Source organism: Fulvivirga lutimaris, assembly GCF_009711525.1.
GTDB lineage: Bacteria > Bacteroidota > Bacteroidia > Cytophagales > Cyclobacteriaceae > Fulvivirga > Fulvivirga lutimaris.
Window position 1 is genome coordinate 1 of the sequence record NZ_SMLV01000385.1, and the last position, 26,711, is coordinate 26,711.

21 protein-coding genes are annotated in these 26,711 nt (G+C 38.4%); 8 read left to right on the forward strand and 13 right to left on the reverse strand.

What is annotated here, in order from left to right:
- Nucleotides 1-53: 53 nt before the first annotated feature.
- On the reverse strand, nucleotides 54-1,127 hold the full coding sequence (gene fbaA / locus E1140_RS11890) for a class II fructose-bisphosphate aldolase (RefSeq protein WP_155183717.1): 1,074 nt from the start codon (nucleotides 1,125-1,127) through the stop codon (nucleotides 54-56).
- 181 nt (nucleotides 1,128-1,308) lie between these two features.
- Between fbaA and accD the strand changes: the two genes are divergently transcribed.
- The 3 genes from accD to E1140_RS11905 all read left to right on the forward strand — a co-directional run bounded on the left by accD (nucleotide 1,309) and on the right by E1140_RS11905 (nucleotide 5,172).
- A complete protein-coding gene (gene accD / locus E1140_RS11895; protein ID WP_155183719.1) occupies nucleotides 1,309-2,148 on the forward strand; it encodes an acetyl-CoA carboxylase, carboxyltransferase subunit beta in 840 nt (279 codons plus the stop codon).
- 104 nt (nucleotides 2,149-2,252) lie between these two features.
- A complete protein-coding gene (locus tag E1140_RS11900) occupies nucleotides 2,253-4,691 on the forward strand; it encodes an ABC transporter permease (protein WP_155183722.1) in 2,439 nt (812 codons plus the stop codon).
- A 55-nt stretch (nucleotides 4,692-4,746) separates the two neighbouring features.
- Nucleotides 4,747-5,172 (forward strand): hypothetical protein, encoded by a 426-nt coding sequence (locus E1140_RS11905; RefSeq protein ID WP_155183724.1) that lies wholly within the window; start codon nucleotides 4,747-4,749, stop codon nucleotides 5,170-5,172.
- Between the two features lie 7 nt (nucleotides 5,173-5,179).
- Here the strand turns inward: E1140_RS11905 and E1140_RS11910 are convergent, their stop codons facing one another.
- From E1140_RS11910 to hemE, 4 genes are all read right to left on the reverse strand, one after another.
- Nucleotides 5,180-5,674, reverse strand: a complete 495-nt coding sequence (locus E1140_RS11910; RefSeq protein ID WP_155183727.1) for a hypothetical protein — start codon at nucleotides 5,672-5,674, stop codon at nucleotides 5,180-5,182.
- Between the two features lie 84 nt (nucleotides 5,675-5,758).
- On the reverse strand, nucleotides 5,759-6,334 hold the full coding sequence (locus tag E1140_RS11915) for a YdeI/OmpD-associated family protein (protein ID WP_155183730.1): 576 nt from the start codon (nucleotides 6,332-6,334) through the stop codon (nucleotides 5,759-5,761).
- Between the two features lie 76 nt (nucleotides 6,335-6,410).
- Nucleotides 6,411-6,950 carry a hypothetical protein gene (locus tag E1140_RS11920; RefSeq protein ID WP_155183733.1) on the reverse strand — a complete coding sequence of 180 codons (540 nt, stop codon included), beginning with the start codon at nucleotides 6,948-6,950 and terminating at the stop codon, nucleotides 6,411-6,413.
- Between the two features lie 91 nt (nucleotides 6,951-7,041).
- Nucleotides 7,042-8,073, reverse strand: a complete 1,032-nt coding sequence (gene hemE / locus E1140_RS11925) for a uroporphyrinogen decarboxylase (RefSeq protein WP_155183736.1) — start codon at nucleotides 8,071-8,073, stop codon at nucleotides 7,042-7,044.
- An 81-nt stretch (nucleotides 8,074-8,154) separates the two neighbouring features.
- Between hemE and E1140_RS11930 the strand changes: the two genes are divergently transcribed.
- The 5 genes from E1140_RS11930 (at nucleotide 8,155) to E1140_RS11950 (ending at nucleotide 17,056) form a co-directional block, all read left to right on the forward strand.
- Nucleotides 8,155-9,015 (forward strand): SdiA-regulated domain-containing protein, encoded by an 861-nt coding sequence (locus tag E1140_RS11930; protein ID WP_155183740.1) that lies wholly within the window; start codon nucleotides 8,155-8,157, stop codon nucleotides 9,013-9,015.
- A gap of 12 nt (nucleotides 9,016-9,027) precedes the next feature.
- Nucleotides 9,028-12,687 carry a metallophosphoesterase gene (locus tag E1140_RS11935; protein WP_155183743.1) on the forward strand — a complete coding sequence of 1,220 codons (3,660 nt, stop codon included), beginning with the start codon at nucleotides 9,028-9,030 and terminating at the stop codon, nucleotides 12,685-12,687.
- A 46-nt stretch (nucleotides 12,688-12,733) separates the two neighbouring features.
- Nucleotides 12,734-14,674 carry a tetratricopeptide repeat-containing sensor histidine kinase gene (locus tag E1140_RS11940; protein WP_155183746.1) on the forward strand — a complete coding sequence of 647 codons (1,941 nt, stop codon included), beginning with the start codon at nucleotides 12,734-12,736 and terminating at the stop codon, nucleotides 14,672-14,674.
- Nucleotides 14,675-14,756: 82 nt separating this feature from the next.
- Nucleotides 14,757-16,700 (forward strand): tetratricopeptide repeat-containing sensor histidine kinase, encoded by a 1,944-nt coding sequence (locus E1140_RS11945; protein ID WP_155183748.1) that lies wholly within the window; start codon nucleotides 14,757-14,759, stop codon nucleotides 16,698-16,700.
- 101 nt (nucleotides 16,701-16,801) lie between these two features.
- The gene (locus E1140_RS11950) at nucleotides 16,802-17,056 is read left to right on the forward strand and encodes a DUF6952 family protein (RefSeq protein WP_155183751.1); all 255 of its coding nucleotides are present in this window, start codon (nucleotides 16,802-16,804) and stop codon (nucleotides 17,054-17,056) included.
- Nucleotides 17,057-17,145: 89 nt separating this feature from the next.
- Here E1140_RS11950 and E1140_RS11955 read toward each other — a convergent pair whose 3' ends face one another.
- From E1140_RS11955 to E1140_RS11990, 8 genes are all read right to left on the reverse strand, one after another.
- Nucleotides 17,146-17,946, reverse strand: a complete 801-nt coding sequence (locus E1140_RS11955; RefSeq protein WP_155183754.1) for a hypothetical protein — start codon at nucleotides 17,944-17,946, stop codon at nucleotides 17,146-17,148.
- A 77-nt stretch (nucleotides 17,947-18,023) separates the two neighbouring features.
- A complete protein-coding gene (locus E1140_RS11960; protein WP_155183757.1) occupies nucleotides 18,024-18,926 on the reverse strand; it encodes a lactate/malate family dehydrogenase in 903 nt (300 codons plus the stop codon).
- Nucleotides 18,927-18,975: 49 nt separating this feature from the next.
- Complete coding sequence (locus E1140_RS11965) at nucleotides 18,976-20,136, reverse strand: formimidoylglutamase (RefSeq protein ID WP_155183760.1); 1,161 nt, start codon at nucleotides 20,134-20,136, stop codon at nucleotides 18,976-18,978.
- Nucleotides 20,137-20,244: 108 nt separating this feature from the next.
- The gene (gene nqrF / locus E1140_RS11970; RefSeq protein WP_155183763.1) at nucleotides 20,245-21,549 is read right to left on the reverse strand and encodes an NADH:ubiquinone reductase (Na(+)-transporting) subunit F; all 1,305 of its coding nucleotides are present in this window, start codon (nucleotides 21,547-21,549) and stop codon (nucleotides 20,245-20,247) included.
- Between the two features lie 126 nt (nucleotides 21,550-21,675).
- A complete protein-coding gene (locus E1140_RS11975; RefSeq protein ID WP_155183765.1) occupies nucleotides 21,676-22,206 on the reverse strand; it encodes a DUF922 domain-containing protein in 531 nt (176 codons plus the stop codon).
- Nucleotides 22,207-22,476: 270 nt separating this feature from the next.
- Nucleotides 22,477-22,968, reverse strand: a complete 492-nt coding sequence (locus tag E1140_RS11980) for a nuclear transport factor 2 family protein (protein WP_155183768.1) — start codon at nucleotides 22,966-22,968, stop codon at nucleotides 22,477-22,479.
- A gap of 4 nt (nucleotides 22,969-22,972) precedes the next feature.
- A complete protein-coding gene (locus E1140_RS11985) occupies nucleotides 22,973-25,774 on the reverse strand; it encodes an alpha/beta hydrolase family protein (RefSeq protein ID WP_155183771.1) in 2,802 nt (933 codons plus the stop codon).
- Nucleotides 25,775-25,852: 78 nt separating this feature from the next.
- Nucleotides 25,853-26,711: radical SAM protein (locus E1140_RS11990; RefSeq protein ID WP_155183774.1), on the reverse strand; the 859-nt coding region annotated here is incomplete at its 5' end.

Consider the following 26,711-nt stretch of genomic DNA (forward strand, 5'->3'; position numbering starts at 1 on the left):
AAAAGGCTTGTCAATTGACAAGCCTTTTTTTATGCTCTTAACATTGGTACTGATTAATTCAGAGTACCAATGTTATTTAAGTCTTCACATGCTTTGATCAATCTGGCTTTGAAAGAATCTTCTCCTTTTCTTAACCATACACGTGGGTCGTAGTATTTCTTGTTAGGAGAATCTGCACCATCAGGATTTCCAATTTGTCCCTGAAGGTATCCTTCGTTCGCCTGGTAAAAGTTTTTAATACCTTCCCAATATGCCCACTGCAAATCAGTGTCAATATTCATTTTAACAACACCATAAGAGATACCTTCTCTTATTTCTTCAACTGTAGAACCAGAACCACCGTGGAATACAAAATCAACTGGGTTTGGACCAGTGCCATATTTCTCAATGATGTGGTCTTGAGAATTTTTCAAAATAACAGGAGTTAACTTCACATTACCTGGTTTGTAAACGCCATGCACATTACCAAAAGCAGCGGCAATCGTGAACCTGTCACTTACTTTACTCAATTCTTCATAAGCATACGCTACTTCTTCTGGTTGAGTATACAATTTCGAACTATCGATGTCAGTATTATCAACACCATCTTCTTCACCACCGGTAACGCCTAGCTCAATTTCTAAAGTCATATCCATTTTGCTCATACGCTCAAGGTATTTCTTACAGATTTCGATATTTTCCTCGATAGACTCTTCAGAAAGGTCAATCATGTGCGAGCTAAATAGTGACTTACCATGCACTTTATAAAAATCTTCACCAGCATCTAACATACCATCAATCCATGGTAATAATTTCTTAGCAGCGTGGTCTGTATGCAATATCACAGTTGCACCATATTTTTCAGCCATCATGTGCACATGATGAGCACCTGATACAGCACCAGCTACGGCAGCTCTTTGGTTATCATTGTTCAGTCCCTTACCTGCATAAAAAACTCCACCACCATTTGAAAATTGAATCATCATTGGTGAGTTGATTTCTGCTGCAGTTTCCAAAACGGCATTCACAGAGTTTGTGCCCACTACATTTACTGCAGGCATGGCAAACCCTTTTTCTTTAGCATATTTGAATAATTCCTGAACCTCGCTGCCGGTAATTACTCCGGGCTTAAATTTTGAAGATGACATAGATACGATTGTCTAGTTAAATACTTGTTTGTGCCCTTTAAATGAGCCTTACAAAGAAACTAAATTATTTAGTCGGGTCACATTCTTAAAGGTAATTTTTGAAAGCTTGGAGATACTATGGATATTTGCCCAGATTTTTGAGATTGATTTTTTATCAACAGAACAAAATTAAGCGACATATATGAGCTGGTTTAAAAGAAAAGATAAGGGGATTCAGACACCTACAGAAGCTAAGAAGGAAGCGCCAGACGGCTTATGGTTCAAAACCCCAGGAGGGAAGATTGTTCATACAAGAGAGCTTAAGAGCAATGCATATGTTAGCCCTGAAGATGGGTATCATGTACGCATAGGATCTAAGGAATATTTCGATATACTATTTGATAACAACAAGTTCACGGAGCTTGATACCAATATGGAGTCTGCAGACCCTTTGAAGTTTGTTGATACCAAGGCATATCCTGACAGAATAAAAAGTACGCAGAAGAAGGTGGAGTTGAAAGATGCTGTACGTTCTGCCTATGGTAAAATGAATGGGGTTGAAATTACCATTGCTTGTATGGACTTCAGTTTTATTGGAGGTTCAATGGGTAGTGTTGTTGGTGAGAAAATAGCCAGAGCTATTGATCACTCAATAAAAAACAAAATTCCATTTTTGATGATCTCAAAATCAGGTGGAGCCAGAATGATGGAAGCAGGCCTTTCACTGATGCAGATGGCAAAAACCTCAGCTAAGCTTGCACTATTGAGCGAAGCGAAAATTCCTTATATATCATTACTTACAGACCCAACCACCGGAGGTGTAACAGCATCATACGCAATGCTTGGAGATTTTAACATTGCAGAGCCGGGTTCTTTAATTGGTTTTGCAGGCCCTCGAGTTATTAGAGAAACTATAGGTAAAGACTTACCTAAAGGTTTCCAGAGCGCTGAGTTTGTGTTGGATCATGGTTTCCTTGATTTTATTGTTGACAGAAGGAATCTTAAAGCCAAGTTGAGCACATTGCTCAAAATGCTTAAGTAAGAAACAATACTACATTTTGGGGGATGCCGCCAATAAAAAAGTGGTGATTTTCTGTAACTTTTGGTTGAGATTGCTAGTCTACTGTTTACAACAACACACCAATCATGATCAAGAGCTACATTAAAATCGGCCTGCGGAGCTTAATCAAGAACCGCATTTACACAATTATTAACATTCTAGGACTATCAATAGGTATTGCGAGTAGCCTTTTGATACTCCTTCATGTTGAAGACGAGCTAAGCTATGACAAGCAACATTCCAAAGGTGATCATATTTACAAATTCGTTTTAGAACGCCTTTATCCCGACCATGTAACCAATTACGCATTTGTTCCTCATTCATTTTCGGATGTGATGGTAAAGGATTTTCCTGAGGTGAAAAATGCTGTGAGAATGTTTGCGACTGGACCAAACAACCCTGTAATGGTTCGCTATCAAGATGAAAAAGGTGAGGAAAAGGCCTTTGAAGAGTATGGGCTAATGGCAGCTGATTCTACCTTCTTCCAAATGTTTGATTTCAAAGTAACTACTGGTGATCCTGACAAAGTCTTGGCCAATGCTCAGGATATGGTGATTACCCAGGAGATGGCAGCAAAATACTTTGGTAGCGAAGACCCAATTAACAAGACCATGCGAACAGATTTTGGTGATTTTGTTGTTCGTGGTATTTGCGAAAATGTTCCTGAGAACTCCCATTTTGATTTTGATTTTATGGTGGCTATGAAGACCTTCCCCTTTCTGCAAAATGAGAATTTCACAGGCTTCTCAACACATATGTATTTTGAGTTGGAAGACAATGTTGATGTGAAAGAGCTGGAAGCTAAGTTTCCAAAAATGGTAGAAACTTATGCTGCTCCACAGATTGAACAGAATCTAAATACAACCTATCAGGAATATGTAGCTGGTGGCAACGGATACAATTACTCACTCATTCAATTAGAGGACATCCATTTATACCCTGTTAAGTATCAGGGTGCTCTTAAAAATGGTGGCAGTATTAACGACATCTATATTTTTATCTCCATCGCAGTATTAATCATACTGATAGCGTGCATCAATTTCATGAATCTAGCTACTGCCAGATCAACAGAGAGAGCTAAGGAAGTGGGAATAAGAAAAACATTGGGCTCGCCAAAACAGCAGCTTGTTGGCCAGTTTCTAACAGAATCTGTGCTCATGAGTACTTTTGCTACAATACTGGCTCTAGGTATTGTTTATATGACATTACCTTATTTCAATAGTATTGTAGGTAAGAATTTGGCGTTAGCTGCATCCGGTTCTGTGGCTTTACCTTTCTCAATTACCGCAGCTATTGTTATTGGTCTTTTGGCCGGTAGTTATCCGGCATTTGTACTGTCAGGTTTCAATCCGGTTGCGGTTATGAAAGGAAGTATGCAAACCAATAAGAGCTCTGCATGGCTGAGAAATGGATTGGTAGTTTTTCAGTTTGCTATTTCTATCATCTTAATAACAGGAACATTAATAGTTCAGGATCAGATAGACTTTATGAGTAAGCTGGACTTGGGCTATGATAAAGAGCAAGTGCTGGTAATTGACCGAGCGGGTTCACTCAACGAGCAGCAGGAAGTATTTATCAATGAGATTAAAAATATTCCTACCATTACTGGGGCAGGGGCTTCAGGTTCTATACCTGTAAATCAATATTTTGGAATTCAGTTTTTACCTCCCGGAGGTGCAGAGGTTATTACGACCAATGCCATGAATGTTGATGATGAGTACATGAATACCATGGGTTTTGAAATTATTAAAGGAAGAGGTTTCTCTAAAGATTTTAATGATTCGTTATCCATTATTATCAACGAGCAAACTGCGGAGTTACTAGGTGTTGACAACCCTATTGGTATGAAGTTGAGAAATACCAATGGTCAGCCTCCGGTGGTTACAGAGTTTGAAATTATAGGTGTGGTTAAGGATTTTCATTACATGTCTTTGAGAGAGAAAATCAGTCCATTTGTGATGTTGAGCACAGAGCTTAATAATGGCAATGGAGGCGTTATTACCGTAAGGTTAAGCGGTGAAGATTTGCAGGGTACCATTGCTCAACTTGAAGACAAATGGAAGCAATTTGTTCCTCAGGATCCTTTCAAATACAAGTTTTTGGACGATGAGCTTGATCAGCAATATAAGTCAGAAGCTAATTCTGGTAAAATATTCGGACTGTTTGCTGGGCTTGGAATCCTAATAGCCTGCGTAGGATTATTCGGACTTGCTGCTTATATGGCTGGATTGAGAACCAAGGAAATTGGTGTGAGAAAAACTTTGGGAGCCTCAGTTACCGGAGTGGTTTTCTTACTGTCAAAAGACTTTACGAAACTCATTTTAGTGGCCTTATTGATCGCATTTCCTACGGCTTATTATTTTATGAGCCAATGGCTGGCAAATTTTGCCTATCAAACACCTATAAGCGTTTTAACATTTGTAATGTCAGGAGGTGTAGCCTTGTTGATAGCGTGGTTGACTGTGGGTTATCAGACATTGAAAGCTGCACTGGTCAACCCAGTAAAGTCGCTGCGCAGTGAGTAGGACAGAATATTAAGAGTAGGTCTGGCATTGATAAGCGCATTTTTATTACTAAATTATGCTACTATCAATGCCAGACGCTATGAAATCAAATGCTTCTTCTCAATTATCAATTCTTGTTTTAGTGCTTACAATAGGCCTAAATTCAACTGTTTTTGCTCAGCATAATGCTGCTGTTTCCGATGCTAAATTTAACGTGAATAAGTTGATGCTTGGTGACAAGGATATTTCTGAAAGCTTAAGTGTGGTCAATATATCCAAAAGTATATGGACAGAGTTTGACCCAAGTGGTAAGGAAATTGGAAGGGCCACTATAACCAGAAATAAAGATAATGAGGTGCATATCAAATGGATTTCGGCTACCAATGGAGCAGAAAAGGATCATGTCACCATTTATAAAATTAAAAAGGATGGCAATAAATATACTTTTGACATCTACTTTGATGATAAAAAGCAGGGGTATTTTATTGCCACCTCTGAGTAGGCTAAAATTAAGGCAGCTTACTTAAGTCTAGCTTTTTAAAAATTTCAACTGCCTTTTCCTGGTCTGATTCTGTAACTACAATAGTAATCAGGTAACGTTCTTTGTAGCCTACCATAAGCTCACTGGTGTGATCTTCCTTTTGATAAACATGCCACCCCTGAGCGCCATCTATGTTTACGCCTTTGGCACTTTGTTCATCATCTTCAAAAGACATACCCATGCTCCACGCCATGGTAGCAGTAGAATACATAGCTTCAGCTCCTTGATAATCATGAATGGAAATGGTAAGCTCTGAATCTCCATTTTCATAATCCTGAACAGCTGTGGAATATGACATGCCATTCATTTCAAATGAACTGCCATCAGGATCGCCTGAAGGACTATAACCCGAGATTGAGCCAGGGAGCATTTTTTGTAATTCTTTGTAGTTGATTGCTTTGTCTTGAGATACTCCTGAGATCACCGAAATCAGTACGAGTGCGGATGTAAGTATTATTTTCATTATTTGAGTTGTATACGGCTGAAAGTTAGCGATTTACAACATTTGTACCAAGATAAAGTGACCTGTATAAATAATGAATTGCAGTTATTTCTTCTTGGCGGATCTCCAGGGGTTTTCATGCTTCTCGCTGGCTGCTATAATTTTTTCCAACCGGGACAATCTTGTTTTTTCCTGCTTTGCAGAAACTATCCAATGGACAGAGGTTCTGTAATACGAGGGGGCGAGGTTTTTAAAGAATTGCCATGCTTTTTTATTGGCCTTGAAAATTTTTTGATAATCCGCAGGTAGCACTTGAGCTTCATTTTCGAAACTATAAACTCTAGAATTTTTCTCAGTTCTTAACTCGAAAGCTTTAATGCCTGCGGGCATCATCAAGCCTTGCTTGGTCAAGGCCTCGACTTTATTAATATTTACTGTGCTCCAAAAGCTATCTGGTCTACGAGGCGTAAAGCGCACTGAGTAACTTTCTTCATCAACCGACCTGCGTATGCCATCTATCCAGCCAAAGCATAATGCCTGATCTACCGACTCTGGCCATGTGATGCTGGGCTTGCCGGTTGCTACCTTATAATACCCCACTATAAGTTCAGTAGAAGTCTTATGGTTTTTGGCTAACCATTTTCTAAAATCTGCCGGGGTTGGGAAGAAGGTAGGGGACATGGTTTAAATTATCTAAAATGAATATAATGTTTAGACATTGAGGACTTAATGAACTCGTTTGTGATATTGAAACATTTTAATTCAATAATTCGGAGTTAATATAACTTTCAATTTCATTAGAGTATACAATAATATCTTTTAACCTTAGTTCGTATCTCATATTAACCTTTTTTTGACCTTTATAACAAGGAGCTTTGAGCTTAAGGAAATCACCTTTATTTAGAGTTATTTCGAAATATTCAATGCCATAAGAACAATATGATTCCGGTAACGAACTTTCAATGTTGAACCATTCTTCATCATCATTACTGACTTGACATATAAGAATAATATCCAAAAAACTAACCTTTGTTCTTATGGTTGAATCACTCCAGTTGGTGAGGTTAAGTCTAATTCCATCAATCAAATAATCATATTTTACTCGTTCTTCAGGGATTATTTCCAGCGTTAATCGAGATTGTTCAGAAGGTATAGTAGAATTAGTAAATACCTTAAATCTAAAATCAACTGGTGGTTTAAAATGTTCAAACTTGTTTGTTGAATCTAAGCATTCAAATTGCTGACCGAAAGTGGCCATGCTAATCATGGTTAATATGGTTACAAAGAATTTAGTCATTTCAGTCAATCGCTAAAAGCATAGAAATGTGCTATTCGCACATGCTCATATTACTAAAATAAGAAAAATAAGTATCCCCAATAGTAAGGCTTCATGCTCTTACACTCAACTCCTTCACCATATCCACAAAGAACTTCACTTTGCCGGGGTCAGTGTCAGGATAAACACCATGGCCTAAGTTGGCAATGTGTCTTGCTGGGCCAAATTGATTCAACATGCTTTGGGTAGCTTCTTTGATGCTGGCTTCGCTGCCATACAGTACACACGGGTCCAAATTACCTTGCAAGGTTTTGTTGTCGCCAATTAAGGCCTTTGATTCTGCTATATCCATGCACCAGTCAAGGCCAACTGTATTGCAGTTGATTTTGCCAAACCAAGCTCTCGCGAAATAGGCATCTTTAGCAAATACCGTTTTAGGTACTTCGGTAATGGCATCACAGATTTTCTTGATGTATGGCAAGCTAAACTTCTCATATTGAGTGGGTGACAATATGCCAGCCCATGAGTCAAATATTTGAACCAAATCAGTACCTGCTTCAACTTGCCCTTTCAGGTAATTGATGGTACTGGTGGTAATCATCTGCAACAGCTGGTGTGAAAGTTCTGGATCGGTATAAAGCATAGCTCTTGCCTTTGAGAAGGTTTTGCTACCTCCACCTTCTACCATATAAGCAAAGATGGTCCACGGTGCACCAGCAAATCCGATCAATGGCACTCGGCCATCGAGTTCCTTTTTTGTCACTTTAATGGCATCAATGGTGTATTGCACATCACTGGCATCAGCCACCTTCAATTTTTTAACATCAGCAGCAGATTTAATAGTCTCAGGAAAATGAGGGCCTCTTTTTTCAACCATCTCATACTGTAATCCCATAGCTTCGGGGATGACTAAAATATCTGAGAAGATAATGGCTGCATCCACTCCCAAAATGTCCACTGGTTGAATGGTCACTTCCGCAGCGAGTTCTGGTGTTTCCACCAATTCTTTAAATCCACTTAATGAATTTCTTACTGCACGATATTCAGGCAAAATTCTGCCCGCCTGGCGCATAAGCCATACTGGAGTTCTCTCAGTTTTTTCACCAGCTATGGTGCGTAATAAAAGGTCGTTTTTCAAAGGCATCCGCAAAGATACTCTTGTAAAGAATTAATACGAACCAACCTTAATTTTTTTATGGCCTTCAATTTAGACTAATTTGTAATCATGAAGTTCACCATAATCAGTATTACAGTTTTGATTTTGAACATAAGCTGTATCACTCCGGCAGATCAATCGAAAGATGCTCAGGATTATGATCTCAACAAGGTGCCTTATAAACTGTATGAACCAACGGAGACTTTTAAGCTGCATTATGATCTTCAGGAAATTTCGGGTTTAACCTATCTTTCAGAGGATAAGCTTGGCGCCATTGAAGATGAAACGGGCAAGTTCTATATCATTAATGCCCGCACAGGGGAGGTGGAAACAAAGGTTAAATTTGAGAAGAGTGGCGATTATGAAGGTGTGGAGTATGATGATGGCACTGTATGGGTAATGAAAAGTAATGGACATTTTTATTCATTTCAGATACAAGATGATGAGGCTATCAATGTTAAGGAGTACAAAAGTGAGTTTAGTTCGAAAAATGACCTTGAAGGGTTAGGTTATAATAATGGCGCATTACTCATAGCTGCAAAAGGTGAAGGCAAAATAGATGATATAGATAATGAGGGTAAGGGTATTTATATTATCGAGGAAGAAAAGCCAAGTCCACTATTTTTTATTGAGAAAAAGGATCTGGAAAAATTCATTGAAAAAAGAGAACATTTCAATTCCATTAAAGATTTTGATCCATCGGCAATAGCTGTGCACCCTCAGACGTCAGATATTTATATTCTTTCTGCAGATCATGTGTTAGTAGTCTATAGTGCCGAACTTAAATTGAAGGAGGTTGTTAAATTGAATAAGAAAATATTTTATCAACCGGAAGGTATTTGCTTCTCTCCTCAAGGTCAATTATTTATTTCGAGCGAGGGCGGAGAAAATAGAGGTAGGCTATTTACCTTTAATAAACTTACAAAATAAGGGATCACTTCAATGAGGAGCATTTTTATTGTCAAAACTGTTTTTCTGTTTGTTTTTTTTAATCTGGCTTTTACCTTGGCAAGGGCCCAGGATAAGGAGCCTTTATATACACTCTATCTTATCGGAGATGCAGGAGCCAATACGCAAGGCCAGGCGGCTAATCTCAAATTAATAAAACAACATATGGGAAAAGATGTCAATAAAGGCATCATATTTCTTGGCGACAATATCTATCAGCAGGGTATGCCAGCCATTGGCAACAAAGAGCGAGCTACAGCTGAAGCGGCCATTCAACCACAGATAGATTTAGCAAGAGCGTTTGGTAAAGATGCTTATATCATACCCGGAAATCATGACTGGGCTCAGGGTAGAAGCTATGGCTGGCGACAGGTCATGAGACAGGAGCAGTATATAGAAAATAGGTTGGATAGTGCTAATGTGTTTATCCCAAGTAATGGCTGCCCAGGACCTATAGAAGTAAGTCTCAATGAGCAGATTACACTGGCCATTATTGATACTGAATGGCTGCTATATGGCTGGGATAAACCAGATGAAGAGCAGGGAGGCTGTGAGGCAAAAACATCCTTAGAAGTGTTTCAGGAGCTTGATAATATCCTGGAAAGGAATAAGCATAAAAGGGTGGTAGTTGTCAGCCATCATCCGATGATTACGTATGGTGAACATGGCGGGCAATTCCCCGGTAAGTTATATTGGTTACCACCTGTGGTAGGAGCAATTTATCCTGTGTACAGAAAAATGATAGGCAGTGTTCAAGACCTTTCTAATCCAAAATACAAGGCCATGCGCAATGCCTTTATGGCTGTTATGGAAAAATACCCGAACACTATCCATGCTTCAGGGCATGAGCACAGTTTGCAGTACTCTCACAAAGACAATGTCCATTATATTGTAAGTGGCTCCGGCAGTAAGACCACGTATGTTAAACAAAAGAAATATGCAGAGTATGCAGAGTCTATCAATGGCTTTTCTAAGGTCTTGTTTTACCCTGATGGCACGACTAAAGTTGAATTTTGGTCTCACAATGATTCTAAAACATTTGAAAAAGAGCTGATGGTAAAGCCTTTTGAAAGGCAGCTGACAGCTAAAGAATTTGCTAGAGAGATAGATTTAAAAGACTCAGTGGTAACCACAAAAGCCAGTGAGCAGTACAATACCAGCAAGTTCCATAAGAGTTTATTTGGAGCTAATTATAGAGATGTTTGGAATCAGGAAATTGAAGTACCTGTGTTTGATATTGGAAGCGAGCATGGAGGTTTGAAGATTGTACAGCGTGGTGGCGGTCAGCAGACCAAGTCACTGAGATTAGAGGCAGAAAATGGAAAACAATATGTGCTACGATCGATTGAGAAGTATGCAAAAGGTGCTATTCCAGAATTTCTTCAAAATACTTTCGCTCAGGATCTGGTACAAGACCAAATTTCAGCTTCGCACCCTTATGGAGCCTTTGTAGTGCCATTTTTAGCAGAGGCAGCTGATATTTATCATACCAATCCAAAGGTCGTATTCATTCCAAATGATCCCAGGTTTGGCGTGCATCAGCAGACTTTTGCTAATACACTGGCACTATATGAAGAGCGCCCTGCCAAGGACTGGTCTGATGCTGATTTCTTCGGTAATTCTCCAGATATAGAGAACACTATGAAGGTGATCTCTAACCTTGCTAAGGATAATGACAATTATGTAGATCAAAAATTTGCACTTAAATCAAGGCTATTTGATATGCTAATTGGCGATTGGGACAGACATGATGACCAATGGCGCTGGTCTGAGATTGACGAAGGCAAGGGAAATCGCTATCGTCCAATACCGCGCGATAGAGATCAGGCCTTCTTTGTTAGCGAAGGTTTTTTTCCTTCTATCTGGACAAGAAAGTGGGCGCTTCCAAAATTTGAAGGTTTTGATTATGAAGTGAATTGGCCGTCTGGCTTGATGTTTAATGCCCGGTATTTTGACAGATCATTTTTAACAGGTCTTTCTAAACAAGACTGGATTGATGCTGCCGAAACATTGAAATCTAAAATGACGGATGAGGTAATTGAAAACGCTATCGGTCAATGGCCAAAGGCAATTTTTGATTTACATGGTCAGGAAGTCATAGATAAACTTAAAGCTCGAAGAGAAAGTCTGACTGAATATGCCATTGACCACTATTTATTTCTGGCCAAAAAAGTTGATGTAGTTGGAAGCAATAAACATGAGCATTTTCAGGTGGATAGAATGCCTAATGGAGATGTGCATGTGGTAATGAGAAAAATGGACGGTGACGGTGATAAAAAGAAGGTGCTGTTCGATCGTTTATTCAAGTATGATGAAACCAAGGAAATCAGATTGTATGGCTTGGGGAATGAGGATGAGTTTGAGATTGAAGGTGAAAGTAAAAAGGGAATTAAAATTAGAATTATAGGTGGAGAAGGCGAGGATGAGCTGGATGATGACTCAAAAGTTGCGGGATTAGGTAGGAAAAATATTTTCTATGACACCAAGGAAGGAAACAAATTAAAACTTAATGGTGAAAGCAGGAACAGGCTTTCGAATGATGAATCCGTTAATAATTATGAAAGGAAGGCTTTTAAATATAATGTTTTGATGCCTTTGGTCATGGGAAGCTTTAATCCTGATGACGGAGTGTTTCTTGGTGGTGGATTTAGTTATACGAATCATGGCTTTAGAAAAGAGCCATTTAAATCGAAGCATATATTTTTAGGCAGTTATGCGTTCAATACCTCTTCTTATAATTTCAAATATAATGGAGAATTTACTGATGTTATTGGTAAATGGAATGCTGAAGTTGATGTAACTATTAATGCCCCTAACTATGTGAATAATTTCTTTGGTTTAGGCAACGAAAGTGACTTTGATCAGAATATAGATGAGACTGTAAATGTGAAGAGGTCAATAAACTATTACCGACTTCGATTTGAAGAGGTGGCCTATGAAGTAGGGCTTTTCAGAAAACTGGGAGCATTTGCCAAGTTAGGCATAACGCATGATCTGGCTACCTGGGAACTTAACTCAGATAGCAATGATGACAGGTTTATCACTGATGTGTTTTTGCCAGGGTCTGGTCTCGAAAATGAAAATACCTATAGTTACATTGGAGGAGGTCTTAGGCTTGATGTAGATACCAGAAAGAATCCAAGGTTTCCGACTACTGGTATACATTGGACGAATAAAATCAATACGCTTTATGGTTTTCGGGATACCGAAGATGACTTTCACCAATATAACACCAGCCTGTCCCTTTATCACAGCTTCAAATTACCAGCAAGGCTGACATTTGCTACCCGTGTTGGTTATGGTATCAATTTCGGAGACTATCCATTTTTTAAAGGACAAACTTTAGGCGGAAGGGAGCAAATTAGAGGTTTCAGAAAAACCAGATTTTATGGAGATAAGAGCCTTTACAGCAATTTTGAATTCCGATTGAAGCTGCTAAGCTTTAGAAGCTACCTGTTTCCAGCCACAGCGGGTATCTTGGGTTTTCATGATGTGGGCCGTGTATGGATAGACGGTGAAGATTCTGATAAATGGCATCGTGGAGTAGGTGGTGGGCTGTGGCTGGCCCCATTTAATCTGGCAGTTATATCTACAGAGGTTGGCGTATCCGAGGAGGAGACACTGTTTTATATTAGGTTAGGCTTTTTGTTCTAAAGATTTTTATCCCTTTATTGCCTGAAAATGAGTATATTAATTGTTAATGGTCAGACATTTTATTAAAAAAATATTTTTTGTTATTGCCCTTATTCTAATGGGCAGTCTGTCTAACTTGGCCAGTGCTCAATACATTGATATAGATAGTCTTGAGGTTTTGCTCACCAATAATCCTCCTGATTCAGCAAAAGTAAAATTATTGTACAAGTTAAGCAGGGAGTTGGTTTATGTGGACCCGCTGAAGGCCATGCGATATGCTGAGGAGTCTTTGGATATGGCGACCAAACTCAATAGCAGGCTAGATGAAGCTTATGCCTACAGGATACTATCTTCCATCTATGCTTCACAAAAGTTTTATAGTCTGTCAACGGCAATAGGCCTGAAGGCTCAAAGGATATTTGAAGAGGAAGGTGATTCACTAGGTTTAGCCAATAACAACATCACTGCAGGGAATTTATATCGAATTCAGAACCTTCATAAAAAGGCAGCAGAACATCATAAATTAGCTTACGATTACTTCAAGAAACATGGTCCTTCATATCGCTTTGCTATTACCTCTCTTAACTATGGTGAGGCCCTGTACTATCTGGATAGCTTGGACAAAGCCAAAAAAATGCAGTATCAGGCTATAAGGTTAAATAATGAGAACAATAACGTTCTCGCCCAGACTTTTAGTTATAAGTCTCTTGGCCTTATTTATAAAAAAGAAGACAATTTTGATTCAGCACAATATTATTTTGAAGCTGCCATTGAGATATCTAAGGAGCTGGGAGATAATTCTCAAAAGGCATCAACGCTGGAATCTATGATAGAGCTGGCGGATATGTATGACACTCATGGAAGAGAAGAAGAACAGGTAAAACTGCTAGAGCAGGCGGAACAATATGCGCTTAAGTACCATAGATCTATTGAACTTGAAGAGGTTTACTTTCAGCTTGTTAAATACTATGCTGAGAACAAGAATATTGATATGGCCCATGAATATTTAGACTACTACCAAAACATCAAAGATTCACTTTTATCTGTAACAATATCTGATAGGGAGAATCTGTTGAATACAGTTTATAACTCTATGAAGGTTGGGGTTGAAAATGAGGTTTTAGAAGAGCAGCAGGCATATTCCGAATCTCTGATAAAAAAACAGCAGACCTACCTGATAATAGTGGCGGTGTTGGCCATTATTGCCTTTTTTGCCTTGCTATATGCTATGGTGAGTAGAGCTAAGTTGCAGAATTCAGTAAAGCTGCTGAATGAGCAAAAAGAGCAGATTCGTCATAAATCTGAGGAACTTGAAGAACTTGTAATGACAAAAGACAAGATGTTTTCAATTATTTCTCATGACCTGCGCAGTCCGTTGCAATCTATTATTGGCTTTTCTGAATTAGTTAAAAAGCATATGAATTCACTGTCTCAGGAAGAGGTGGTTGAAATGATGAATCAGTTGAGTGAAAATGTAAGTGCAACCCTAAAAATGACTGACAACTTGATTCAGTGGGGCAGGTTGCAAATGGAACAATCTTCTGTAAGCCCGATGCAGTTTAATATGGCTGAAATAATTAAAACCTTAAAAGATGTATATCAGCCATTGGCTGAGCAAAAAGATATAGCTTTAACAGTTCAGGTAGCAGAGCGATGCACGGTTTATGCCGACCCGAATCACGCTGAATTGATTTTAAGAAACCTCGTTAATAATGCTATCAAATTCACTGAATCCAAAGGAGAGATTAAAATTATATGCTGGGCAGATAAAGATTACACTTCTATCTCTGTAGAAGATACAGGTCGTGGCATTCCTGAGAGTATGATGAATGATCTTTTTAATCTCAAGATAACCTCAACCCGCGGAACGGCAGGTGAAAAAGGCACCGGACTAGGCCTAATGCTTTGCCAGGAATATGCACTTCAGAACAATGGAAAGATTGAGGTAGAGAGTAAGGAGGGTGAGGGTAGTGTGTTCAAGCTTTATTTGCCCAATAAGGCTTCGTGAGCTCCAGATTCTATGATAAATTTTGACACTGATTCTATTTATTTAGGCTTTAATTGCTTCAAAATAAGTATATTAAATCTTAATGGTCAGTTGGTTAAGTAAGAAATTATCTCTCATTGTTTTCTTTGTTGCAGTAAGTACCTGCACACACTTAACCTATTCTCAGTACATTGATATTGATAGCCTGGAAACACTATTGTCTCAAAATCCACCCGAAACAATAAGAGTTAAGCTATTAATTGAGCTTAGTAGAGAACTGCTAAATGTTGATTCAAAGAGATCTCTCAATTTGGCTGAGGAAGGTTTAGGAATTGCAATAAAACTAAACAGCAAGATTGATGAGGCTGCTACCTACCGGATATTATCAGGGTTTTATGCCAGTCAGAATCTATATAGTTTATCGACAGAGCTTGTTCTTAAGGCCCAGAGAATATTTGAAGCAGAGGGTGACTCAGTAGGCATCGCTGATTGCAATATTAATTTTGGTAAAATATATCGCATCCAGAATTTGCATAAAAAATCTGCCGAGCACCATAAACTGGCGTATGACTTTTTTAAAGATCAAGGAAATTCTGAGCGATTGGCAATAGCAAGCCTCAATTATGGGGAGGCTTTATATTACACAGGTGAATTACAGGAAGCAAAAAAATTACAACATCAAGCACTTTCTTTAAGCCATAAAAATAATAATCAACTGGCAAAGACTTTTAGCCTGAGGGCACTTGGACTTATCTATACTAAAGAAGAAAAATATGACTCTGCAGAATATTATTTCAAAGCTGTAATCAAATTATCAAATCTAATAGGAGAAAATTCTCACAAAGTATCAACCCTTGAATCAATGGTTGAATTGGCGAATTTGTATAAGAAATTTAGCAAAAATGAAGATTATCGGAAAAAATTGGAAACTGCAGAAAATTATGCGCTAAAAAATCAACAATCTTATGAGCTTGTAGATATATACTTTCAACTGGCAATATATCATGTGGAAAATAGGAATATTAACATGACGAAAGCTTATTTGAATAATTACGAGCGTCTGAAGGATTCACTCTCAACGGCAATAATGGAAGACAAAGAAAACCTGTTGAATACAGTGTATAACTCTATGAAGGTTGGCGTTGAGAATCAGGTTTTGGAGGAACAACAAGAATTTTCCGAATCACTCATACAGAAACAGCAGACCTATTTGGTAATTGTGGCAGTGCTGGCAGCTGTGACTTTCTTTGCGCTTCTCTATGCACTTTTGAGTGGAAGGAAACTACAGCGTTCTGTCAAATTATTAAACCAACAAAAAGAACAGATCCGTCATAAATCAGAGGAACTTGAAGAACTGATAAGAACAAAGGATAAAATGTTTTCTATCATTTCACATGACCTGCGTAGTCCTTTACAATCTATTATTGGCTTTTCTGAATTAGTGAGAAGGCACATGGACTCACTGTCTCAAGAAGAGATTACAGAAATGATGCAACAGCTAAATGAAAATGTGAGAGCTACCCTAAAAATGACTGACAACCTGATTCAATGGGGAATGTTGCAAATGGACCAATCTTCAATAATCCCTGTTGAGTTTAACATGGCAGAAATTATAACAACGCTCAAAGATGTTTATCAACCTGTGGCAGAACAAAAGAATATAACTTTATCAGTTGATCCAGCTGAGTCCTGTACTGTTTATGCAGACCCAAATCACACTGAATTGATTGTAAGAAACCTTGTGAACAATGCTATCAAATTCACTGAGTCTAAAGGCGAGATTAAAATTATATGTATGGCAGATAAAGATTATACTTCCATTGCTGTTGAAGATACGGGCAGAGGTATTCCAGAAAGCATAATCAATAATCTTTTTAGCCTTAAGATAACCTCAATGCGAGGCACTGCTGGTGAGAAAGGTACTGGCCTTGGTCTTATGCTTTGCCAGGAATATGCACTTCAAAACAAAGGAAAGATTGAGGTAGAAAGCAAGGAAGGTGAGGGTAGTGTATTCAAGCTTTACTTGCCTAATAAGCCATTAGAATAATTAATCACTTTAACCTATTCAGAGATTAATTTAATCAATCATTCAAATGATGATTTTGATGAAGTCTTTATTTTCTTTGCCAAAATTTTAAAAACAGAAACATGAGATTACCATTAATAAAGCATATTGTTGAGTTTGTAGATACACATGACCAAGACTGGGTTGTAGAAACAATAGAATTGATGGAGCATTTGGCTGATGCACCGGGTATTAAAGATGAGGAGTTAGAAGTGTTGGGGGAGCTGCTTTCAAATCTTTATGGAGCACTTGAAGTTAGCAAAGAGGTGAAAAATGGAGCTGATAAAAAGGAAGCTCTTAATGGTTTTATGAAAAGAGTTATGGGATCTATTAATTAGATATAATCAGTAGTGAGACATTAGACCCTAAACTGGTTAACTAGTTATTTTATTTGTCTTACCACTAAATACTCTTGTCTGGCTACTAATTAAGCATACGGATCATTCAACCAAATCCAGAAGCGCTTGAATGGATTTTTTGTGGTGATTTTAGTTCGCTTCTCAGTAGCCGCTTTACTAAGTTCTTTTTTCTTCTTTTTCTTCTGCTTAGTTCCTACTTCCTCTTGCTTGGGTTTGATGTTTTGCTCGAAGTACTTTTTCTTCTTCTCCTTAAGCTGCCTTTCGCGCTTGCGTTTCTCTTTTAGACGATTTCGCTCTTCAAGGGCTTGCTTTTCTTCAAAAGAAAGTTCCGGTTCTCTTCTTCTGTTCTTAGGGTTTGATCGCTTATTTCTAGGCTGCCTTCGCTCGGGCTTTTCTTCGGTTTTAGGTTCATTTTCATTATCCTCACCTTCTTCCTTCACTTTTACAGGCTTTTCAGGAAGTTCAATTTTACCCAAAACCTTTATTCCTTCAAGCTTGATCTTTTTGGCCCTAATAACTTCAACTTCTGCAGCAGGCTGTTCTTCTATGCTTTCTTCCGCTGCCTCTGGCTCTGGTTGTGCTACCTCATCAACTTCAGTTTGAGCTGCATCCTCAACAATTTCTTCTATAATTTCTACTTCCGATTCCTGGGTTTCTTCGACAGTTGTTTTATCGCTCGGTTCGGTTACAACCTCCTCTTCTTTTTCTTCCGGTTCAGAATAATTATATAATCTAAAAAGCAAGGTGATCTGTTCTTCGGTAAGCTTAGAGTTGCCACCTTCTGGTGCTTTTTCTCCATTTGATACTAGCTTTTCAGAAAGCTCACTTTGCGTGGCTCCTAGTTTTCTGGCTATTTGTGACAACCTCATTGTTTTCCTCTTTTACCGATGCTGCAAAAATGCCAATATAGGTCTAAAAAAGCACCTATTTACAATCTAATTTATCGCTATTTATGGCGACTGATAGAACTATAAGCATTTTTAAGGTTAATAAACTCCTGAGGATCGAGGTCAAGCATCACAGGAATAGGTGTAAACTCTACAATTTTACATGGTAGTGAAACAAAGTTGTCACTATATGCACCCAATAATTTCTTGTAAGCATCATTAATCATTATGGAGAGTGGTATGATGCTTTGATAATTATAGAATGCCTTAATAATGTCAATAACACATTGTGCTACTCCAAATTTTGTAGCCGATTCGGTAGACCTTATACTTCTAGCGGAGTTTTTGAGATTGGTTGTCAGCTCTTCTATTTGCTTCATTCCCAAAATATCTAAAATGGATTCAGAGTCAACTGTAGTTTGCGAATATACAGGGGTCATATTCTCACCGTGTTCTCCAATAACTACCGTATCAATCAGACTTATATTTTTATTTAATCTTTCACTAATCAAAAACTTAAGCCTTATGGTATCCAGAAATGTGCCTGTTCCTACTACAGTAATATTATTCTTATATGTTTCGCTAATCCATTGAGATACCAACTCTACAGGATTAGAAACAGCGATGATGACTGCGTCTTTTTTTGGCTGTATTTTCCTGAATACTTTTCTTACCAAAATCTTATTTTGATCAGCTACGGAGTTACGCTCAGCATTTACCGCATTGCTAAAACCTGCAGCGTATATTATAAAATCAGAATGGTTGGTGACAAACGGATTGTTTGCTATGACCTTATTATTGGTAAAACTCCCAGCATGCTTTATATCAAGCACTCTTCCACTTACATCCTTAATATCAACAAGATTGATGGTTGAGTTAGTGGTTTCTCCCAATATCAGACTGGCAATGGTAGCACCAACTTCTCCAAGACCTATGATCGTTATGGTTAAATTTTGCCTCATCTATTGATTATTCATTCAATACTAAGGCTAACAATTTAACACATTATTTTCAAATTAATTTAGCATGGGTTGTAATGTACCTGTCTGGTAACTCGCCATGAGTGGCCATTTGATAGTCAGAATAGCTGCAAGGTATTATGCAATTGCGCGAATATTTGTCCTTGCCTTTAGGGAAAGGTACTTCCATCCACCATTTCTCACTGAGCTTACTTTTATAGAAGCACAATGCATCGGGATCTCCAGACATAGAAACTACAAACTTTAGATAGTCATTAGTTTTGAAGTTCTGCTCGTTCTTTCTGTGGTAAAAACCTTCTATAAAATACCAGATCATAGTAGCTACTACAGCAGCGGTCTTTTTTGAGTCATCATCTTTATCAGGATTGTATTCATAAAACCCTGCAGAGCTCAGTTTTTCATTAAGGCCCGCATACCAGCAGATCTGGCAAGCTTCTTCACCAGTTAACCCAAATGGTTGAGCATTAGCATTGCCAGGCGCATCACTTGATTTTATAGCTGATATATCAAAAGAAAGCATATCAGCATTTCTGATTATAGGCTCCATCTCAGTGATGTTAGAGCGCAAATGGCCAATGCGGTAAGCTTCAAAATAAAGTTTCTCCAATATGTTTATAGCGTTCTGATCTATCAGATAACTCTGATATGCCAAATGACTGTAGTTGAATAGATAGTTGGGCTCGTGGAGGAGGATTTTATGAATGTGCTTTTCATTCTCCGGCTCACTCATACCTTCTTCCATATCCAGAAAAGCATCAACATTTAACAGGCTGATAAGCTTTTCCATCCCTTCATATGCCTTGTACTGACCATAATCAATATCATGGGTGCCGCCAATTACAATGGGCAGTATGTTATTCTGAACCAACACCTGACAGACCTCGGAAACCCTACCTATAGTTTCATCACGGTCCATGCCGTTTCTGATATTACCAAGGTCAACTATTTTATATTTACCTGTTCCTTTTTTGAGCTTGTAAAGTTTCTTTCTGATTTCATTAGCTCCCTTAGCGGCACCTTTATTGGTTACAGATCCTCTTTCCTCTTCAACCCCGATAATAGCAATATCAGCACCCTTAAAATCAGGCATGTTGTCAATATTGGCTTTTATGTTTTTTAGAAAGCTGGTGCTGCTTCTAATATTTGAGAACAACTCTTCATCGAGTGGGGAAAAGAATATCTTAAGATCCATGTGAGATTATTTGGTTCTAAAATACAACTTTGCTTGAGGAATATGCAAACAAAAAACCCTGATCTCGGCTTGGCCTGGATCAGGGTTTTAAAATACTTTTTTAATTTATCATCCTCCAAAGTCATCAAATCTGATGTTCTCTGGCGGAATGCCCATATCATCGAGCATTTGTAGTACGGCTGCGTTCATCAAAGGAGGTCCGCATAAGTAGAATTCTACTTCTTCCGGCTCAGGATGATCACTCAAATAGTTATCATATAATGCCTTGTGAATAAATCCAACATATCCATCAGCATCTTTATCGTCAAGTGACTTCTTGATTTTCCAGTTATCTTCTTCTAAAGGCTCAGAAAGCGCTATGTTGAATTGGAAATTAGGAAACTCCTCTTCAATTTTTCTAAAGTGATTGGTATAGAATAATTCTTTTTTAGAACGACCACCATACCAGTAAGAAACTTTTCTGCTAGACTTTTCAGTATGGAAAAGGTGGAAAATTTGAGCTCTTAATGGAGCCATACCTGCACCACCACCAATGTAGATCATCTCTCTGTCAGTAGGGTTGATGGCAAATTCACCGTAAGGTCCTGAAATGGTTACTTTATCACCAGGCTTTCTAGAGAACACGTAAGAAGAACAAATACCAGGATTTACATCCATCCATTTTCCAGCATCTCTATCCCATGGTGGAGTAGCAATACGAATATTCAACATTACAATATTTCCTTCTGCCGGGTGGTTGGCCATAGAGTAAGCTCTAAAAATAGGCTCATCATTAACCATTTTAAGATCCCAAAGATTGAAGTTATCCCAATCTTCTTTGTATTTATCATCAGGGTGACCTAGCTCTGGCTTAGGAGTGATATCCATTGTTTTGAAGTCAACCTCGATAGCCGGAACATCAATCTGTACGTAACCACCAGCTTCGAAATCCAATGTTTCACCTTCTGGCAATTTCATGACAAACTCTTTAATAAATGTAGAAACGTTGTAGTTCGACTGAACTGTAGTTTCCCATTTTTTGATACCGAATATTTCTTCAGGAATCCTGATATCCATATCCTGCTTCACCTTAACCTGGCATGATAGTCTTACCTTTTCTTTTTGCTCAGCTCTACTCAAGTGGCCTACCTCTGTTGGCAGTACATCACCACCACCTTCTTCTACAACACACTTACACATTGCGCAAGTACCACCACCACCGCAAGCCGATGGCAAGAAGATTTTTTGAGCAGAAAGGGTTGTTAATAAAGTAGATCCTGCTGTAGTAACAATTGGGTTTTCCTTATCACCATTAACGATAATATTAACAGGGCCCGACTGCACTAACTTAGATTGTGCGAAAAGCAGTATCAATACCAATAACAGTATGATAACTGTAAAGGCTACTATTGAAGTAATAATTACTGTATTCATTGAAATTGTTCGATTTCTTCAGTGAAAAATTGTCCTTGTTTTAAGGACTACAAATATATTGAGTAAATGTTTAAAACTATAATGTGAGATTTAAAATTTGGACAATAATATCTGCCCGAAGAATAGCTACTGATATCTTGAAAGTGTGCTTAATTCAGCTTTAACGAAAGCTTTCCACTTGGCTTGCGCCAACTTATTTTTAGAATGATCAGATTCTTTATCATACTGAACCTGCATTTCAGCCCGTTCTCTGTTGATTTTATTGAAAATCTTTTCGATTTCCTTTTTGGGAGATTTGCTGAATTCATACTCACCAAAAGCCTTTTTTAATTTACGGGCATGCAATTCTGATATATCAAAGTGTAATTGTTCGTGCTCCAATAAAAAATCAGTTTGTTTTTGACTTTTTATCCAGGACTGTTCGGCATTAAAGAATGAGTGTACTTCAAAATTGACTAGCGCTGCACTTCCTTGTGTTGTGAATGTGTACGTATATCTTACCCCTGAATTGGCCTCTGCATCATAGGGACTGGTTAAGTTTGGTATGCCTTTGAAATCAGTCCAATCTATTGCTCTGTTCTCTTGCCAGAAAATCATACCATCATACTCTGATGTATTAAGGCTGGCAAGTAAGACAAACAAAACAAAGTTTAACATATGACTCAAGAATTGGGCTGATGAAATTGAGAATTTTTCAGCTCATAATCAAGTCAGTTTTGTAACTAAAATGCACTATTCAATGTGATGTAAGAAATTGTCAATGTTTGCATCATGTGATAATAAAAAGAAGGTGTCTTAAAAGTTAAGCGTCATTGCGAACGCAGTGAAGCAATCTCTTCTAAGGAATCGCAGACAACCCTGAGATTGCTTCGGTTCCTCGCAATGACGATATTTTAATACTTTTAAGACGCCTTCTTTTGAGATTAATTACTTGTTAAGCACACTATCAATCTTAGGAATAAACTCATCAGTCAATTCATTAGGAATTGGAATGGTCAGGTTGTAGTGTGATATTTTCCAACCGTTCTCTGTTTTGGTCAACACACCGGTGCCCCGACTTGGTCCAAGATTAGGAGTGTCAAGTTCTTCATCGAACCAGGCAGTTTTGCCATCTTCAGAGAAGTAAACATACCTTTTGACAGCTGTAAAACTCCAGGCTTTGCCTTTATCAAAATAGGGTTTACTCCACGGTTTAAAAACTGCCACCGTCCAACGCTCAGTTGCATCGGTGCCCATAAAAATGGAGCTGTCCGATTCAAAGTAGCTAAAGTATTTTTCAAAATCAGCATTGGCTGCTGCTTTGTGCCAGGCATCCATAACAGTATCAATTTCTGCTTTGGTAGGTTCTTCTGTAACCTCTACTTTAGCTGTGCAAGCAGCTAGAGTAATTATGAGCATAAGCGTTAAATATTTTTTCATCAGATTACTCTTTAGCAGGTTCATATCCTTTATTAATCCCTTTTTCTATGGCAGGTATTCCTTTGCCCATCCAGGTTGGCTGCGGTGCACCTTTTAAATAGTAATCAAAAAACTGACTCATACGAACGTTGAAATCACGGATGTTCTCATATTTTGTTGGCCAGTGAGGTTCGCCATTATAATTAAGCATCCAAACAGGTTTTCCTAACCTTCTTAGTGCCACATAGTACTCAATACCCTGATACCACGGCACATGACCATCAGCATCGTTATGCATCAATAGTAAAGGTGTATTCACTTTGTCAGCAGAGAAGATGGGGGAATTTTCGATGTATCTCATTGGGTATTCCCATAAGGTGCCGCCTATTCTACTTTGAGTGTGCTCATACTGAAACATTCTGCTTAAACCAGTCCACCAACGAATACCACCATAGGCACTGATCATATTAGATACTATAGCACCAGCTTCTGCTGCGGCAAAGAGATCAGTTTTTGTAACCAGGTAAGCCACCTGATAACCACCCCAACTATGGCCCTGAACACCTAATCTTTTCTTATCAACAAATCCTTTTTCGATAAGTGAAGTAACGCCAGGTATCACATCATTATAACAGCTCTCGCCAGGGTAGCCAATTTTATAAGTAATGTCAGGAATAAAAACCAAATACCCACGGCTTGCATAGAAAGTTGGGTTGACAATTGACCTAATCGGCACAGCTCCCCAGTGTCTGTTAAGGTTGTCAGAATTTCTTTCATAGAAATAGGTAATCATGGGATATTTCTTGTTTGGATCGAAGTTTTCAGGCTTATAAAGCAAACCTTCCAAAGCCTCACCATCCAATGAATTCCAATTAACCAGTTCTACAGTTGCCCAGTTGTATTTTGACTGTTGTGGGTTGGCAGTACTTAATTTAGAACTTTTCTTAAATGCATAATTAGTGGCATATAAATCAGGATAATCAATCTGATTGCCCTTTTGGTAAATGATAGATTCAGCATTTTTAGCTTTAGCAAATCCTCTGAAGTCAGCACTTTCCATCATTAACTTTTTAGGAGCAGAGAAATTCTGCATGCTTGCTACGCCAGCACTTTTATCAGTTTCCTGAAACAATTCTAAAAGCATATAAGAAGGGTCAATGGCCTCTTCTTCTCTATCAAGATCAACATAGCGGTACTTAGTTTTTGAAGCTCTTCCATCAGTTAGCTTTTGAGGAGCTGAGCTGTTGTCGGGCGATAGCTTCCAAATATCATAACGATCATAGATTAAGAAACTTTGATCTCCGCTGGTCCAGCCGGCTGAACCATACTGATATGGATAGTTGGGCTGGTCATTAAGTTCATCGGCCAATGAAACAGTTATTTTATCAGTTAATAAGTAGGTCTTTAGAGTCTCATTATCATAACTTGACCATGTGGTGTCTTCGGCATTGTACCAGTATAGATATTGTCCTTCGGCTGAAATACCGCCATTACCACGCACTTCTTGTTTAGCCAGAGTGGCTTTTCCTGTTCTTAGATTTATAGAGTAAAGGTCTGAGCGTCTCGGGTACCCTTCCCACGAAATATATTTTTCATAGGGCAGATTAGAAACACCTAAGGCGTAATCAGCATCACCATGATCGGGCACTTCTACCTCGGGTATTTCAAGCTGACCAAGTTGTATTATACTTTCTTCCATTAAGTTGTAATAGGCTTTGTATGACCTTTTTTTGTCTTCATCAGCCTCAATATTTTGCTGTGTATGAAGTCTTCCATTTTGGTAGTTCCATATTTCCACCTGTATTATTTCATCAGTTAGTAAAGAGGTGTCCTGAACCACAGGTTCTGGAGAGCTTCCAAAGAAGATCCTTGTTCCTTTTCTTGAGAATTCCACTTTGCCGTTCTGATTAACAATCCAATCTGAAGGAAGTCCAGTTGATCCTCTTTTAGCTACTACCAAAGCACTATCGCGGCCCTGAGCCCAGTAGCGCATCTGATAATCACGAATAAGGGCTTTAGTAGTATCAAGATCAGCAAGGAATGCTGCCTGAAGCCCATCTTCTGATAATGCTAATTGTGTGTATTTTCCTTTTGCTCTACATAAAGGGCGTTTATTATTATTGTTTTTTTCATAGTAATAAACACCTTCATTGATGGTGGAATCTTTGCCTGAAGTATGGTAGATAAAATTAGAACCACGCTTCGCCAGCTCATAGTCTGTCACATAAAATATGGTATCCATTTCTTTGGAGTTCAGATCCAGCACTACAAGATGGTATCCATTATCCTTACTCACTTTCTTGCCTTTTTTCTTTTTTGGTTTTGGGCCCTCCGATTGACTTGTAGAGTCCTTTGGCTCCTTTACAGGTAGCTCAGGCTCTAATTGAAAAGTCACCATGCCAGGCCATTCTTTAGGCACTTTATAAGATTTAACCCTGGCGTACTTTTCTACAGTCTTAGTGGAGATATTAAAAATCCCTAATGAATCTTTGGGTAGCTTATCCTCTTTAGTTTTTATTCTTTTTAGTGCTCTCACGGAATCCATAGCTGGTTTTATAGTAAAAACCACATATTTGGAATCCCAGGTGATGGTTGAGTTTTCAGCTCTTGGAATAGAGGCTAGCTCCTTGCCGTCACTACCCATTATTTTCATGGTTTGGTCACCTTTACCGGGTACCAGGTGATAGACAATTATTTTACCATCGGGAGATATCTCAGTTGACGATACCCTGTTCCAAATGTCAAAATCATCATGATTAAGAGGTTTTTTCTGAGCTTGAGCTGTGATGCAGATAAACATCAGAGCGATTAAAAAGAGTTGTTTCATAATTTATTGGTTTACGGCCACAATCTATAAAACATATTTTAAAAAGCCGATTGAAAATTGATAGAAGGTGTGAAGGATTTAGATGAGTGCCTTCCAAGTGCCTTTTATAAGATTATATTTTATGGTGCTAGGTAGTGCTTTCCAAAAATATTTATTGACTTCTACAGCAAAGGATGGCTGCATGTAGCAGTTGATGGTGCAACCTTCACATTCTGGCAGCCTGCCTTCTAATGCTACAAGTTTTTGTACCTCTTCAGAATGATAGAGATTATACAAGTTGCCATCAATTATGAAGTTTTTGGTTCCCAGGTGATAACAGGGTAGTACCAGTTCATTTTCCGGAGATATGACAATGGTGCTGCTGGCAGCTTTGCAAACGGGGTCTTGCACATGATTACCACCATCTTTTCTTAAGGTTATAAAGGCATCATTTAGATAAACTCCTTTTTTACTTCCCCATTTTGCAATTGCTTTTAATGTGTGATCAGAAAGCTGATTGCCGGTCTCAACCTGATTGTAATCAAACACAGGATTAAGAATAAGTACTAAATCATTTGGTTGGCTAATGTTCTGATATACTTTTTCAATCTGCTCAACATTTTCTTCAAAAACAGTAAAAATGATATCAGGCCTTTCATTTAATGACTTCGCCAGCTTTATTGATTCCATTACATGATCAAAGCATTCTACTCCTCTGGATTTGTTGTGTTCTTCTTTCTCAGGAGAATCAAGAGAGAAGTGCAGCATGTCCACAAGACATTTTATCTTTTCGGCCCATTTGGGATAGAGCAGGCAGTTGGTGGTTAGCGTAGTAATAAAGCCGTAATCCTTGGCGAGTTTTAAAAGCTTGTCAATTTCACGATGTAGTAAAGGCTCCCCTCCGGTAAGGTCAATAACTTTTACTCCCAACTTTTTGAGATCCTTTAGGTTCTCCTCA

Bases quoted from the DNA above. Each gene is read 5' to 3' on its own strand.
- E1140_RS11980 (WP_155183768.1), bottom strand. From the start codon at position 22,968: ATGAAAAAATATTTAACGCTTATGCTCATAATTACTCTAGCTGCTTGC.
- E1140_RS11985 (WP_155183771.1), bottom strand. From the start codon at position 25,774: ATGAAACAACTCTTTTTAATCGCTCTGATGTTTATCTGCATCACAGCT.
- E1140_RS11955 (WP_155183754.1), bottom strand. From the start codon at position 17,946: ATGAGGTTGTCACAAATAGCCAGAAAACTAGGAGCCACGCAAAGTGAG.
- hemE (WP_155183736.1), bottom strand. From the start codon at position 8,073: ATGCCTTTGAAAAACGACCTTTTATTACGCACCATAGCTGGTGAAAAA.
- E1140_RS11930 (WP_155183740.1), top strand. From the start codon at position 8,155: ATGAAGTTCACCATAATCAGTATTACAGTTTTGATTTTGAACATAAGC.
- E1140_RS11935 (WP_155183743.1), top strand. From the start codon at position 9,028: ATGAGGAGCATTTTTATTGTCAAAACTGTTTTTCTGTTTGTTTTTTTT.
- E1140_RS11905 (WP_155183724.1), top strand. From the start codon at position 4,747: ATGCTACTATCAATGCCAGACGCTATGAAATCAAATGCTTCTTCTCAA.
- fbaA (WP_155183717.1), bottom strand. From the start codon at position 1,127: ATGTCATCTTCAAAATTTAAGCCCGGAGTAATTACCGGCAGCGAGGTT.
- E1140_RS11950 (WP_155183751.1), top strand. From the start codon at position 16,802: ATGAGATTACCATTAATAAAGCATATTGTTGAGTTTGTAGATACACAT.
- E1140_RS11975 (WP_155183765.1), bottom strand. From the start codon at position 22,206: ATGTTAAACTTTGTTTTGTTTGTCTTACTTGCCAGCCTTAATACATCA.
- E1140_RS11915 (WP_155183730.1), bottom strand. From the start codon at position 6,334: ATGTCCCCTACCTTCTTCCCAACCCCGGCAGATTTTAGAAAATGGTTA.
- accD (WP_155183719.1), top strand. From the start codon at position 1,309: ATGAGCTGGTTTAAAAGAAAAGATAAGGGGATTCAGACACCTACAGAA.
- E1140_RS11940 (WP_155183746.1), top strand. From the start codon at position 12,734: ATGGTCAGACATTTTATTAAAAAAATATTTTTTGTTATTGCCCTTATT.
- E1140_RS11960 (WP_155183757.1), bottom strand. From the start codon at position 18,926: ATGAGGCAAAATTTAACCATAACGATCATAGGTCTTGGAGAAGTTGGT.
- E1140_RS11920 (WP_155183733.1), bottom strand. From the start codon at position 6,950: ATGACTAAATTCTTTGTAACCATATTAACCATGATTAGCATGGCCACT.
- E1140_RS11900 (WP_155183722.1), top strand. From the start codon at position 2,253: ATGATCAAGAGCTACATTAAAATCGGCCTGCGGAGCTTAATCAAGAAC.
- E1140_RS11965 (WP_155183760.1), bottom strand. From the start codon at position 20,136: ATGGATCTTAAGATATTCTTTTCCCCACTCGATGAAGAGTTGTTCTCA.
- E1140_RS11910 (WP_155183727.1), bottom strand. From the start codon at position 5,674: ATGAAAATAATACTTACATCCGCACTCGTACTGATTTCGGTGATCTCA.
- E1140_RS11945 (WP_155183748.1), top strand. From the start codon at position 14,757: ATGGTCAGTTGGTTAAGTAAGAAATTATCTCTCATTGTTTTCTTTGTT.
- nqrF (WP_155183763.1), bottom strand. From the start codon at position 21,549: ATGAATACAGTAATTATTACTTCAATAGTAGCCTTTACAGTTATCATA.